The sequence below is a fragment of the Scandinavium manionii genome (assembly GCF_024764775.1).
In the GTDB taxonomy this organism is placed as follows: domain Bacteria; phylum Pseudomonadota; class Gammaproteobacteria; order Enterobacterales; family Enterobacteriaceae; genus Scandinavium; species Scandinavium manionii.
The window spans coordinates 24,298-36,059 of record NZ_JALIGC010000030.1 but is presented as its reverse complement, the minus strand read 5'-3'; the positions used below and the strand labels follow the sequence as shown (position 1 = coordinate 36,059).

The following is an 11,762-nucleotide window of genomic DNA, read 5'->3' as shown; positions in this document are numbered from 1 at the left end:
CCTTACAGACCGGTAAAGTAGAAGACGAAGCCCAGCGCCGCGACGCCAAACCCAAGCCAGGTCACGTGATGCGTCAGCAGGAAGCGTCCGCGCGCCAGCGAGTTTTCCACCAGCGATGCCAGCACGAATACCACCAGCAGCTTGATGACCATCACGACCAGCGCCAGCAACAGCGCGGTCGGGCTAAGGCTCACGGCCTTGCCAAACGGAATAAACACTGCGAGGAACATTTCGGCGACGACCACCTGCTTGAGGCCAATCCCCCACTTCACCAGCGCGAAATCAGAACCGGAATATTCGGTCAGCGGCCCTTCCTGGAGTTCCTGCTCGGCTTCGGCGACGTCGAACGGGATTTTGCCCATCTCGATAAACGACGCGAACCCGCAGGCCAGGAAAGCCATGAAGATTGCCAGCGGCGAACTCCAGCCGTGAGCCAGCGCCGCGCTGATGGTGCCGATGTTGGTTGAGCCAACAATCAGCGCCACGACCAGCAGGCCGAGCAGCAGGATCGGCTCCACCAAAATACCGAGCGTGAGTTCACGGCTGGCTCCAATCCCCGCGAAGGAACTGCTGCTGTCGAGCCCGGAAAGGGCAAAGAAGAAACGGAACAACGCGAACAGGTACAGCAGAGTGATTAAATCCCCTGCCCCGCCGAACGGTGAGGTGGCGGTAAAAACGGGCAGCGCCATCGCCACCAGTAGCATGCTGCTGAGCAGCACCCACGGCATCAGGCGGAACATCGCCCCGGACTGATCCGGGCCGACCGGCTGGCGTTTCAGCAGCTTGACGAGGTCACGATAGTCCTGAAGAATGCCAGGCCCGCGACGAGAGTGCATACGCGCACGGATCTGGCGGGAAATGCCGGTCATCAGCGGCGTCAACGCCAGCAGAATGACCGCCTGACACACGGCGAACAGCCCCATGCCCCACGCAGGCGTTTGTTGGATTAACATCTCATTCTCCTCACAGAGCCACGGTCAATAACAGAACCACCAGCGCCACCACCACATACAGGCAGTAAAGGCGGAAGTCCCCGCTCTGCATTCGCTGAATGCCCGCACCGGCGCGCTGAACAAGGCGCACCAGCGGCCAGATAATACGGTCGTCCCAGAACGGCTCGACCGCCGCCGCACCCTCGGTGACTTTGGTCAGGCTGCGGCTTAACGCGTCAGAAGGATCGAGCTGTTTGCGCATCCGGTACAGCGGGGCAAACATCACGCGCAGCGGCTGAGTGAAGCTCCCCGCGGAGGCAGACATCGCCTCTTCCCAGGCGTAACCACAGGCCCACGGCTGGCCACGACGGCGGAATGGCCCGCGTGCGCCACGCAGCACCCACCATACCGCCAGCGGCAGTAACGGCAGGCCCAGCAATAGCAGGAAGGTCATGGCCGGAGAGAACATCGCCTGAGCGCTGTCACCCGGTTGCAGAAGGGTGTTATTGGTGACAATCACATCTGAGGTGTGCGTCAGCGAAGTCGCCACCTGCGTCAGTACCGGTGCGACAACGGACGCGCCGATGCCAAGCGCCACGCACAGCAGCGCCATCACGATCATCGCGGCGGTCATCGGCCAGGGTACTTCGCGCGCGTGCTCCGCCTGCTCACTGCGGGCGCCGCCGCAGAAGCTGATACCGTAGACTTTGACGAAGCACATTGCCGCCAGCGCGCCGGTAATCGCCAGCATGACCATCGCAACCGGCCCGGCAAGACGCATGGCAAAATCGCCGTCATGGCTCATGGTGAACAGTGACTGGTAGGTAAACCATTCGCTGACGAAGCCGTTCAGCGGAGGCAGTGCGGAAATGGACATACAGCCAATCAGGAAAGCGGTGCCGGTGAGCGGCATCAACTTGGCGAGGCCGCCCATTTTTTCCATATCACGGGTGTGAACGCGGAAAATCACCGCCCCCGCGCCGAGGAACAGCAACCCTTTAAATAGCGCGTGGTTGAGCAAATGGAACAGTGCGCCAAGCAGGCCAATGGTCGCCAGCAGCGGATGGTGCGTTGCGATGCCGACCATGCCGACGCCAACCCCCATCAGGATGATGCCGATGTTCTCCACGGTGTGCCACGCCAGCAGGCGCTTGATATCGTGTTCGGCCAGCGCGTACAGCACGCCAAGCACCGACGACACCGCACCAAACGCCAGCACCACCAGCCCCCACCAGCTTTCGGTCGCCCCAAGCAGGTCGATCCCGACTTTGATAATGCCGAAGATACCGATTTTGACCATCACCCCAGACATCAGCGCGGACGCATGAGACGGGGCCGCCGGGTGCGCTCGCGGCAGCCAGCTGTGCAGTGGCAGCATCCCTGCCTTCGCCCCAAAGCCGAGGAATGCGAGAATAAACACCACCGACGCCAGGCCTGCGGAAAGATGCACATGACGGAAGGATTCAAACTCCAGACTGCCGCTTTCACGCCACATCAGGAAGAAGGCCACCATGATCAGCACCGACCCGGCATGCGCGATAAAGAAGTACAGCAGCCCGGCCTTGATTGACTCTTCGCTCTGATCGGCGATGACCAAAAACCACGAGGCCAGCGACATCATTTCGAACAGGATGATGAACCAGAAGCCGTTGTCCATCACCACCAGCCCGACCATCGAGGCGATAAACAGGTTCATAAAGAACCCCATCGACGCCGCGCCTTTGCCGAGATATTCCTGCATATAAGAGAGCGAATAGAGGGCGCAGAGCATCACCAGCAGTGAAATCACCGTCACCATAAATGCTGCCAGGCTGTCGATGCGCACGCTAAACGCCGCGAACGGGAACGGCCCCGCCGCACTCCAGTTCAGCACTTCACCGCTGAACAACACCGGCAGTGCGCTGCACAGGCCAAGCAAACCACCGAGCATCGCACTGATGCCCGCCACGCGAATGGCCAGCCCTTCGTTTTTTTGCAGCAGCAAAGACACCACGCCGCCTGCAACGTACAAGGCCAGCGACCACATCAGTAATTGCAGTGAATCCATTAGTTTTGCTCCCCTGCAAAGTTCACCTGACCCGGCAAGGTCTCCGGCATCGACAGCGCGGTTTGCGACCGACGCTGTTTCGCCTGAGCCTCAATGGACTGCGGCTCAATCAGGTGCAGTGCTTTTGTCGGACAGGAATGCACGCACGCCGGGCCTTCCGGCAGGAAATGGCACAGGTCGCATTTCACGGCGATGGTGCGCATCCCCGCATTCCAGCTCAAAAACGGATGCATGCTGTCCGGGCTGACCGGCACATCGCTGAGCAATGACGCCGGAACGTAGTGTTCAAACTGCGCGGGCATATTTAGCGGCGTACTGCCCGCAGGCGTAATCGCCCCGAACGGACACACCAGACCACAGAGTTTGCAGCCGATGCACAGGCTTTCGTTTATCTGGACGCTGTCGTCCTCAAGGGCAATAGCATTGACCGGACACACCCGTTTGCAGGGCGCATCTTCGCAATGACGACATAACACTGGGGCCGTGTCGTCACCGGTGCGCGCCATCGTGAGTCTCGGGTGCTGCTGTAGCCCCTGAGCTTTATGGACATCGGAGCAGGCCGCGAGGCAGGTATTGCATCCGATGCACCACTGAGGATCCGCAATCACAAAGCGGTTCATGGTTATTCCTCTGAAGCGGAAGAAAATTATCCGGCTTGTATAGCAATTTGCGTGCCATCTCACTATTCATCTATTAAACAATAAGTTATACATCACCCCTCCCCTTCAGCGACTGTCATCGTCAGCGTGACGACGATTGTGACGATCGACGTTTACTGTGCCATTCGACCTCACCGTCATTTGTGGCGACATGCCGTCACTATTGTCATTCCAGATCTGTCATTCAGTGATTTATCGATAAAAATCAACAAAATGAATAATGGCCTGTTTTTTGCTTAGGGAAGCGAAGTCCAGAATTAACGGGAAATGTTATGCACGAAATCACCCTTTGCCAGCGGGCGCTGGAAATTGTCGAGCAGCAAGCGCTCGCCAACGATGCCAGCCGCGTGACGGCGGTCTGGCTGAAGGTCGGGGCCTTTTCCTGCGTGGAGCCCTCATCCCTGAGTTTCTGCTTTGAGCTGGTGTGTCGCGGCACGCTGGCGGAAGGCTGCCAGCTGCACATTGAAGAACAATCTGCGCAGTGCTGGTGCCCGGAATGTCAGATGGACATCAAACTTATCTCGCAACACGTTCGCCGCTGCCCACAGTGCGGCAGCGACCGGTTACGTATTGTCGCTGATGACGGATTTCAGATTCAGCGCATCGAAGTCATTGAGGAATAAGGTATGTGTACAACCTGTGGCTGCGCGGACGGCAATCGCTATATAGAAGGCGACGAGCACAATCCGCATTCGGCCTTTCGCGGTGCGCCGTTTGCGCCTTCCTCGCGCCCGACGCTCACGATTACCGGCATCACGCCAGAATTCAGCCCACAGCAGTCTACGCAGGGCGATTTGCACTACGGACACGGTGAAGCGGGCACGCACGCCCCGGGCATCAGCCAACGCAAAATGCTGGAAGTGGAAATCGATGTGCTGGAGAAAAATAACCGGCTGGCGGCCCGCAATAGGGCGCAATTTGCCGCGCGTGAACTGCTGGTGCTGAATCTGGTTTCCAGTCCCGGCTCCGGTAAAACGACGCTGCTGACTGAAACGCTGACCCGCCTTAACGGCAACGTACCCTGCGCGGTTATCGAAGGTGACCAGCAAACGGTGAATGACGCCGCCCGCATTCGCGCCACCGGCACCCCAGCGATTCAGGTCAATACCGGCAAAGGCTGCCATCTCGATGCGAAGATGATTGCCGACGCCGCCCTGCGCCTGCAGTTGAAAGATAACGGAATTCTGTTTATCGAAAACGTCGGCAACCTGGTGTGCCCGGCCAGTTTCGATCTTGGCGAGCGGCATAAAGTGGCGGTGCTCTCCGTCACCGAAGGCGAGGACAAACCGCTGAAGTATCCGCAAATGTTTGCCGCCGCGTCCCTGCTGCTACTGAACAAAATCGACCTGCTGCCGTATCTGCAATTCGACGTCGAAAAGTGCCTGAGCTATGCGCGAGAAGTAAACCCTGCCATTGAGGTTATCCTGATATCCGCCACCAGCGGAGAAGGCATGGACACATGGCTCACGTGGCTGGAGACGCAGCGATGTGCATAGGCGTTCCGGGACAAATTTGCGCTATCGACGGGAACCTGGCGAAGGTCGATGTCTGCGGAATTCAGCGCGATGTGGACCTGACGCTGGTCGGCGTCACCGATGAACAGGGCCAGTCACGCATGGGCCAGTGGGTGCTGGTGCACGTCGGTTTCGCCATGAGCGTGATTGATGAGCACGAAGCCCGCGAGACGCTGGCCGCGTTGCAAAACATGTTCGAAGTCGAACCCGACGTCGGCGCGCTGATGTGGGGCGAGGATAGGTGATGCGTTTTGTTGATGAATACCGCGCGCCTGAGCAGGTAATGCAGCTTATCGCGAACCTGAAAACTCGCGCCCCGCTTCTTTCCTGTACGCGTGAAAAACCGCTGCGGATCATGGAAGTCTGCGGTGGGCACACTCACGCTATTTTCCGCTTTGGCCTCGACCAGCTTTTGCCGGACAACATCGAGTTTATTCACGGCCCGGGATGCCCGGTCTGCGTGCTGCCGATGGACAGAATCGACACCTGTATCGATATCGCCAGCCACCCTGAGGTCATTTTTTGCACCTTTGGCGATGCGATGCGCGTGCCGGGAAAAAACGGCTCGCTGACCCAGGCCAAAGCGCGCGGGGCTGATATCCGCATCGTCTATTCACCGATGGATGCCCTACGCCTGGCGACGGAAAATCCCGGGCGCAAAGTGGTCTTTTTCGGTCTCGGTTTTGAAACCACCATGCCCGCTACGGCGATCACTTTGCAGCAGGCAAAGGCGCAGAACCTGACCAATTTTTTCTTCTTTTGCCAGCACATTACATTGATTCCCACCTTGCGCAGCCTGCTTGAGCAGCCCGACAACAGCATTGACGCCTTCCTGGCTCCGGGCCATGTCAGCATGGTGATTGGTACGCACAGCTACGATTTTATTGCCGATCATTATCAGCGCCCGTTAGTGGTTGCCGGTTTTGAGCCGGTCGATCTGTTGCAGGGTGTCAACATGCTGGTGGAACAGAAAATCGCGGGTGAAAGCCTCGTCGAGAACCAGTATCGCCGCGTGGTGCCGGATGCGGGCAACGCCCTGGCACAGACGGCCATTGCCAACGTTTTTGCCGTCAACGGGGACAGCGAATGGCGCGGTCTCGGGGTCATTGCCGAATCGGGCGTGAAATTAATGCCGGAGTACCAGCGCTTTGACGCCGAAGCCCATTTCCAGCCGCCGCCGCGTCAGGTATGCGATGACCCGCACGCCCGCTGTGGCGAGGTGCTCACCGGTCGCTGCAAGCCGCATCAATGCCCGCTGTTTGGCAAAATCTGCAATCCACAAAGTGCGTTTGGCGCGCTGATGGTGTCCTCCGAAGGCGCCTGCGCGGCGTGGTATCAGTACCGAAGTCAGGAAGGTGAACAATGAAAACCGTACAAATAGCCCACGGCAGCGGCGGCCAGGCGATGCAGCAACTGATTAACGATTTGTTCATGCAGGCATTCGATAACCCGTGGCTGGCAGAACAAGAAGATCAGGCCCGTTTATCACTCGCGTCGCTCACCGCCAGCGGTGACCGGCTGGCCTTTTCCACCGACAGCTACGTTATAGACCCGTTATTCTTCCCCGGCGGGGATATCGGCAAGCTGGCGATTTGCGGCACCGCCAATGACGTCGCCGTCAGCGGAGCTATTCCGCGCTACCTTTCCTGCGGTTTTATCCTCGAAGAGGGACTGGAGATGGCGGTTCTGGAAAAGGTCGTCAACAGCATGGCGCTGACGGCAAAAGCCGCCGACATCGCCATCGTCACCGGTGACACCAAAGTGGTGCCGCGCGGTGCTGCGGACAAACTGTTCATCAACACCGCCGGGCTGGGTGCCATTCCGGCTGATGTTCATTGGGGCGCGCAGCAGCTCGCGCCAGGCGACGTGCTGCTGGTCAGCGGCACCCTCGGCGATCATGGCGCAGCCATTCTCAACCTGCGAGAACAACTGGGGCTGGATGGCGATTTGCGCAGCGACTGCGCGGTTTTGACGCCGTTGATTCAGACCCTGCGAGGCATTCCCGGTGTGAAGGCATTGCGTGATGCGACTCGGGGCGGCGTGAATGCGGTAGCCCATGAATTTGCAGCCGCCAGCGGCTGTGGTGTGATGTTGCATGAGGCCAATCTGCCGGTGAAATCAGCCGTCCGCGGCGTGTGTGAACTGCTCGGGCTTGATGCCCTGAACTTCGCCAACGAAGGCAAGCTGGTGACAGGCGTGTCCGCAGACGCTGCTGAGCGCGTACTCTCCACGCTACGCTCGCACCCATTAGGCTGTGATGCCGCCATCATCGGCGAAATTACCGAGCGCCGCGGCGTGCACCTGACCGGACTTTACGGCGTCCGTCGCACGTTAGATTTACCTCATGCCGAACCGCTGCCGCGGATCTGCTAACGCTATTTTCGCGCCAGCGGCGCATTGTAGGTAAGCACTATGTCATCAACAGCGATGAGCGATCTCGGCCAGCAGGGCCTGCTCGATATTACCCGGTCTTTGCTGCAACAGCGCGATCTGTCCGGTGTTTGCGAAGCATTGACACAGTTGATCAAACAGGCCGGGCTTGCCGAACGCGTAGCTATTTTGCTGTGGCAGCCCGGAAATCAGCGCGTGAGTTATCACGCCAGCGCCACCTGTGCGCCCGGTAAAAGCGGCGAAGAAAACCTGCTGGCGCAGGGCCCCCTTCACCGGCTATTGACCCGGCCAGATGCGCTCAACTGCGACTATCAGGAATTTTGTGCCGCCTGGCCGACGCTGACGAATAACCCTCTTTATCCTGAATTTGGTCGCTATGTCCTGCTCCCGCTGGCGCAGGAAGGTCGCATTGTAGGTGGCTGCGAGTTTATCCGCGACAACGACGCCGCGTGGAGCGAGAAAGAATTTCAGCGCCTGCAAACATTGACTCAGCTGGTGGCAATCGTCACCGAACAGTTCCTGACCCGCCTTAGCCGCAGCGCCGATCGCCAGCAGCTTCGCCTTGAACGGGATAATTTCCGCATTCTGGTCGATATCACCAACGCAGTACTGTCGCGGCTTAACATTGACGAACTGGTCAGCGAAGTGGCAAAGGCCCTTCACGATCATTTCCACATCGATGCGATTAGCGTGGTGCTCCGCAGCCCGCAGCCGGGCAAGCTCGACGTATACACCAGCCATTATCTGGACGGTGAAGCGCCACTGCATGATGTCGCTGAAGTGGATGAACGCGGTACGCTGAGTGAGCAAATCTTTAAAAATCAGCAAATGATGCTGCTGACGCTGGCCAATCTGAATCAGCTGCCGCAGGGGGATCGCCAGCTGTTTTCCCTGTGGGGAAATGAGCTACAAAGCCTGTGCCTGCTGCCACTGATGTCTGGCTCCACGACGCTCGGCGTGCTGAAACTGGCCCAGCGTAACGAACAGGTTTTCACTGCCAGCAATCTTCGTCTGCTGCGCCAGATTGCCGGACGGGTGTCGATTGCGGTCGATAATGCGCTGGCGTATCAGGAAATCCAGCGTCTGAAAGAGCGCCTGGCGGATGAAAACAAAGTGCTCACCGAACAGCTCAATACGCTGGATAACGATTTTGGCGAGATTATCGGGCGCAGCGATGCGATGCTTACCGTGCTGCGTCAGGTGGAAATGGTGGCACAAAGCGACAGCACGGTGCTTATTCTCGGTGAAACCGGTACGGGTAAAGAGCTGATTGCGCGCGCCATTCACCATCTGAGCCATCGTCGTGAACAGCGGATGATCAAAATGAACTGCGCCGCAATGCCCGCTGGATTGCTGGAAAGCGACCTGTTCGGCCATTCGCGCGGGGCATTTACCGGGGCGAGCACGCCACGCATCGGACGTTTCGAACTGGCAGACAAAAGCTCGCTGTTTCTTGATGAGGTCGGCGACATGCCGCTTGAGCTTCAGCCGAAGCTACTGCGCGTTTTACAGGATCAAGAATTTGAGCGCCTCGGCAGTCACACGCTTATCCGCACCGATGTGCGCCTGATTGCCGCCACTAATCGCGATTTGCGTCAGATGGTAGAAGACCGGGAATGTCGCAGCGACCTTTATTATCGCCTGAACGTCTTTCCTGTCCAGCTGCCGCCACTGCGTGAGCGTCCGGATGACATTCCGCTGCTGGCAAAGGCTTTTACCAGCAAAATTGCCCGCCGTCTTGGCCGTCAGATTGACAGCATTCCGGCGCACACGCTGCGCACGCTGAGTGAAATGCCATGGCCGGGGAACGTACGTGAACTCGAGAATGTCATTGAACGCGCTGTTTTACTGACGTCGGGTCACGTGCTGCAATTTTCACTGCCAGAAATGCTGTATCGCCCTACAGCACAACTCGTCAATCAGGGTGAACTGCCGCAGGAAGGTGAAGATGAAACGCAGCAGATCGTTCGCATACTGAAAGAAACCAACGGTGTGGTGGCCGGGCCGAAAGGTGCGGCTCAACGGTTGGGCCTCAAACGAACCACGCTGCTGTCACGCATGAAGCGCCTGGGGATCGATAAAGACACATTGGTGTAAACCGGCAGGAAAAGCGATAAAGCCAGGACACGCGCAAAGGAGGCGGTTTACCCGTATCAGCACGCCACTCGCTTAGCGGTAAATTTCGACGCGACTTCTCCTGCGACGAGTTTCTTATTTCTTCGGTCGGTATTTTTCCGGTAGCTCAGGCACCGCGCGCTTATCATCAATCAGATGCAGGACAGTCAGCAACGGATGCCGCCACAGCATGCGTGGCCCCGCCCAGCGCATAATCTGCTTCATCTCCTCCCGCTTAGCGGGCTGATAGCAATGCACCGGGCATTGCTTGCAGGCCGCTTTTTCTTCACCAAAGACACATTTGTCGAGCCGTTTTTCGGCGTAGGCATTCAGCGCCGCGTAGTGCTCTGGCGCTGAAATGGCCTGCGGACAGCGTTTTGCATAGAGCGCAATCATCCGACGAATCGTCAGTTTCTCTCTGCGAATACGGCTTCCTGACATGGTGCTTCCTCAAATCATAAGATGCATGAATAATACCCTTTTAGATAGGGGGATTCCAGGCAAGCAGTGAGGCTGAGTCCAAAAAGAGACCCAAACGGTTCTGGACAAAAAATGAGCAAAGTATATTATTTGCGCACTTTCCGGGAGGAGTCCGGTCCATTATTCGTAAGGATTTTTTCGCTCTTTTAAAGACTTTCTCTTTTATGCATTTATCTAAAACTTTCTTTGCTCTCGTTTTGTGTACCACCACAATTATTTCTGGCCATGCATTCGCTTTTAACATGCCATCAGAGTTGACCACTTTAAATAATCAGAGCCTGACCCAGAAAATATCTGCACCGACGTCAGAAAATATAAAATCAAAAATCCTTGCTCAATATTCTCGCTGGAAAGGAACACGCTATCATTTTGGTGGCGCATCTCATCGGGGAATCGACTGTTCCGCGCTGATGCAGGCTGTTTTTCAGGGATCAATGAACATGAGTCTGCCCCGCACCACCGGCGAGCAAATTAATCATGGTTTTCATATTGCTCAGAATGAGCTGAAACCTGGCGACCTGGTGTTTTTTAAAACCTCAAAAGCTACCCGCCATGTCGGCGTCTATGTGGGAAATAATGAATTCATCCACGCGTCGAAAATAAAAGGGGTGACGATTTCAAGTCTCGCTAATAATTACTGGCAAGCTCATTACGAAACCGCTCGTCGTATTACCGCAAATGCCTAAAGAAAACCCCGGTGATGTCAGCACATCACCGGGGTTTTTTCACCGCTTACGTCAACAGGCGTATCACTTCCGCCATTCCTCTGCTGAGGATTTTGTCCGGGCGCATCACGAACGCCAGCTGACGATGCAGAACGGGCATCAGCGAATGAACCTCTAATCCTTGGCTGTCGATTACATTCTCAACCGCCATCCAGTCACCGTGGGAATGCTGTAGGGCACGGGCCAGACAGGTGCACGACTGCTCGATGTGATCTCAGGGCAGCGCCTGACGCCCGCACGCCTGGCCGTCATTACATCGTTACTGATCCCGCTGTGTTTTCTGCTCGCGTTGACCGCCAACTATGCTCCTGTCGTCATCGCGGGGTTTGCCCTCGGATACGGCGCGGTCAACGGATTGATGACAGTTGTGAAAGCCACGCTGGCGCTCGCGAAATGCATCCGGTTACGTGGACAGTTTTCCGAACGGCTATCCAGTAATGCATGAAACGACCACACCGTTTCATTTTCTCAGGAAGGCAGTGCGCACTTTGCATTTTTTCCATCATCAAGATGCTGGACTGATCTCCCATTCTTTTTATACTGCGCCACAGACGGCAAAGGAGAGAATGGCGATGAATCTTCCCAACGCATTAGGGGTAAATACAGTAAAAACAGCGCGTCAGATTAAAGTGAGCTACGTCAGAAAACGCCATCAGGACCCAAAAACTGGACGCACGCGTCATTACAGTCGTCATCCAAGTCTGGTGCTCAGCGGTAACTGGCTTGAAAAGGCTGGATTCCCCACAGGGGTGAGTGCCTCCGTGAGCGTGCAGCATGGACAACTGATTCTGAAGCCACTGTATTCAGCAGTTACGCTTCCCATTGAGACTTAAAGCATGTCATTTTTTGTTGAAGTTCCAGGCCCACTGTCAGCGCAGTTTTTACTGCGAGAAAGCTGC

Annotated in this window: 14 protein-coding genes; 9 read left to right on the top strand and 5 right to left on the bottom strand. The window is 56.9% G+C overall.

From position 1 onward, the window contains the following. Window positions 1-2: 2 nt before the first annotated feature. Genes MUU51_RS02070 through MUU51_RS02060 form a run of 3 tightly spaced genes read right to left on the bottom strand, consistent with a single transcriptional unit; the run spans window position 3 to window position 3,599 of the window. Entirely contained in the window at window positions 3-953 is a 951-nt protein-coding gene (locus MUU51_RS02070) for a respiratory chain complex I subunit 1 family protein (protein ID WP_309582912.1), read from the bottom strand. A gap of 10 nt (window positions 954-963) precedes the next feature. Continuing rightward, window positions 964-2,979 carry a hydrogenase 4 subunit B gene (gene hyfB, locus MUU51_RS02065; protein ID WP_258966987.1) on the bottom strand — a complete coding sequence of 672 codons (2,016 nt, stop codon included), beginning with the start codon at window positions 2,977-2,979 and terminating at the stop codon, window positions 964-966. After that, window positions 2,979-3,599: a 4Fe-4S dicluster domain-containing protein gene (locus MUU51_RS02060; RefSeq protein ID WP_159775814.1), complete on the bottom strand. Its 621-nt coding sequence runs from the start codon at window positions 3,597-3,599 to the stop codon at window positions 2,979-2,981. Before MUU51_RS02060 ends, hyfB begins: the two co-directional genes overlap by 1 nt. Window positions 3,600-3,910: 311 nt before the next feature. Between MUU51_RS02060 and hypA the strand changes: the two genes are divergently transcribed. Genes hypA through flhA form a run of 6 tightly spaced genes read left to right on the top strand, consistent with a single transcriptional unit; the run spans window position 3,911 to window position 9,640 of the window. Then, window positions 3,911-4,261: a hydrogenase maturation nickel metallochaperone HypA gene (gene hypA, locus MUU51_RS02055; protein ID WP_258966986.1), complete on the top strand. Its 351-nt coding sequence runs from the start codon at window positions 3,911-3,913 to the stop codon at window positions 4,259-4,261. Window positions 4,262-4,264: 3 nt separating this feature from the next. Beyond that, entirely contained in the window at window positions 4,265-5,134 is an 870-nt protein-coding gene (hypB, locus tag MUU51_RS02050) for a hydrogenase nickel incorporation protein HypB (RefSeq protein WP_258966985.1), read from the top strand. After that, window positions 5,125-5,397 carry a HypC/HybG/HupF family hydrogenase formation chaperone gene (locus MUU51_RS02045; protein WP_159775820.1) on the top strand — a complete coding sequence of 91 codons (273 nt, stop codon included), beginning with the start codon at window positions 5,125-5,127 and terminating at the stop codon, window positions 5,395-5,397. The genes hypB and MUU51_RS02045 overlap by 10 nt, the downstream gene beginning before the upstream one ends. Then, the gene (gene hypD / locus MUU51_RS02040; RefSeq protein ID WP_258966984.1) at window positions 5,397-6,518 is read left to right on the top strand and encodes a hydrogenase formation protein HypD; all 1,122 of its coding nucleotides are present in this window, start codon (window positions 5,397-5,399) and stop codon (window positions 6,516-6,518) included. Before MUU51_RS02045 ends, hypD begins: the two co-directional genes overlap by 1 nt. Further along, window positions 6,515-7,525, top strand: a complete 1,011-nt coding sequence (hypE, locus tag MUU51_RS02035) for a hydrogenase expression/formation protein HypE (protein ID WP_258966983.1) — start codon at window positions 6,515-6,517, stop codon at window positions 7,523-7,525. Before hypD ends, hypE begins: the two co-directional genes overlap by 4 nt. A gap of 39 nt (window positions 7,526-7,564) precedes the next feature. Continuing rightward, window positions 7,565-9,640, top strand: coding sequence for a formate hydrogenlyase transcriptional activator FlhA (gene flhA / locus MUU51_RS02030; RefSeq protein WP_258966982.1), 2,076 nt, complete (start codon window positions 7,565-7,567; stop codon window positions 9,638-9,640). 114 nt (window positions 9,641-9,754) lie between these two features. On the opposite strand, the gene MUU51_RS02025 is transcribed toward flhA, so the two are convergent. Next, window positions 9,755-10,099 (bottom strand): nitrous oxide-stimulated promoter family protein, encoded by a 345-nt coding sequence (locus tag MUU51_RS02025; protein WP_258966981.1) that lies wholly within the window; start codon window positions 10,097-10,099, stop codon window positions 9,755-9,757. A gap of 203 nt (window positions 10,100-10,302) precedes the next feature. Here MUU51_RS02025 and MUU51_RS02020 point away from each other — a divergent pair, with 203 nt between their 5' ends. Continuing rightward, on the top strand, window positions 10,303-10,824 hold the full coding sequence (locus MUU51_RS02020; protein ID WP_258966980.1) for an NlpC/P60 family protein: 522 nt from the start codon (window positions 10,303-10,305) through the stop codon (window positions 10,822-10,824). Between the two features lie 46 nt (window positions 10,825-10,870). Here the strand turns inward: MUU51_RS02020 and MUU51_RS02015 are convergent, their stop codons facing one another. Next, the gene (locus tag MUU51_RS02015) at window positions 10,871-11,014 is read right to left on the bottom strand and encodes a hypothetical protein (protein WP_159775832.1); all 144 of its coding nucleotides are present in this window, start codon (window positions 11,012-11,014) and stop codon (window positions 10,871-10,873) included. A gap of 57 nt (window positions 11,015-11,071) precedes the next feature. Here MUU51_RS02015 and MUU51_RS02010 point away from each other — a divergent pair, with 57 nt between their 5' ends. Next, window positions 11,072-11,308: a hypothetical protein gene (locus MUU51_RS02010; RefSeq protein ID WP_159775834.1), complete on the top strand. Its 237-nt coding sequence runs from the start codon at window positions 11,072-11,074 to the stop codon at window positions 11,306-11,308. A 127-nt stretch (window positions 11,309-11,435) separates the two neighbouring features. After that, window positions 11,436-11,696 (top strand): SymE family type I addiction module toxin, encoded by a 261-nt coding sequence (locus tag MUU51_RS02005; RefSeq protein WP_258967020.1) that lies wholly within the window; start codon window positions 11,436-11,438, stop codon window positions 11,694-11,696. Window positions 11,697-11,762: the final 66 nt, after the last annotated feature.

Coding starts and splice junctions, on each gene's coding strand:
- MUU51_RS02025 (WP_258966981.1), bottom strand. CDS start 10,099: ATGTCAGGAAGCCGTATTCGCAGAGAGAAACTGACGATTCGTCGGATG.
- hypD (WP_258966984.1), top strand. CDS start 5,397: ATGCGTTTTGTTGATGAATACCGCGCGCCTGAGCAGGTAATGCAGCTT.
- MUU51_RS02015 (WP_159775832.1), bottom strand. CDS start 11,014: ATGGCGGTTGAGAATGTAATCGACAGCCAAGGATTAGAGGTTCATTCG.
- MUU51_RS02005 (WP_258967020.1), top strand. CDS start 11,436: ATGAATCTTCCCAACGCATTAGGGGTAAATACAGTAAAAACAGCGCGT.
- hyfB (WP_258966987.1), bottom strand. CDS start 2,979: ATGGATTCACTGCAATTACTGATGTGGTCGCTGGCCTTGTACGTTGCA.
- MUU51_RS02070 (WP_309582912.1), bottom strand. CDS start 953: ATGTTAATCCAACAAACGCCTGCGTGGGGCATGGGGCTGTTCGCCGTG.
- hypB (WP_258966985.1), top strand. CDS start 4,265: ATGTGTACAACCTGTGGCTGCGCGGACGGCAATCGCTATATAGAAGGC.
- MUU51_RS02020 (WP_258966980.1), top strand. CDS start 10,303: ATGCATTTATCTAAAACTTTCTTTGCTCTCGTTTTGTGTACCACCACA.
- flhA (WP_258966982.1), top strand. CDS start 7,565: ATGTCATCAACAGCGATGAGCGATCTCGGCCAGCAGGGCCTGCTCGAT.
- MUU51_RS02045 (WP_159775820.1), top strand. CDS start 5,125: ATGTGCATAGGCGTTCCGGGACAAATTTGCGCTATCGACGGGAACCTG.
- MUU51_RS02060 (WP_159775814.1), bottom strand. CDS start 3,599: ATGAACCGCTTTGTGATTGCGGATCCTCAGTGGTGCATCGGATGCAAT.
- hypE (WP_258966983.1), top strand. CDS start 6,515: ATGAAAACCGTACAAATAGCCCACGGCAGCGGCGGCCAGGCGATGCAG.
- hypA (WP_258966986.1), top strand. CDS start 3,911: ATGCACGAAATCACCCTTTGCCAGCGGGCGCTGGAAATTGTCGAGCAG.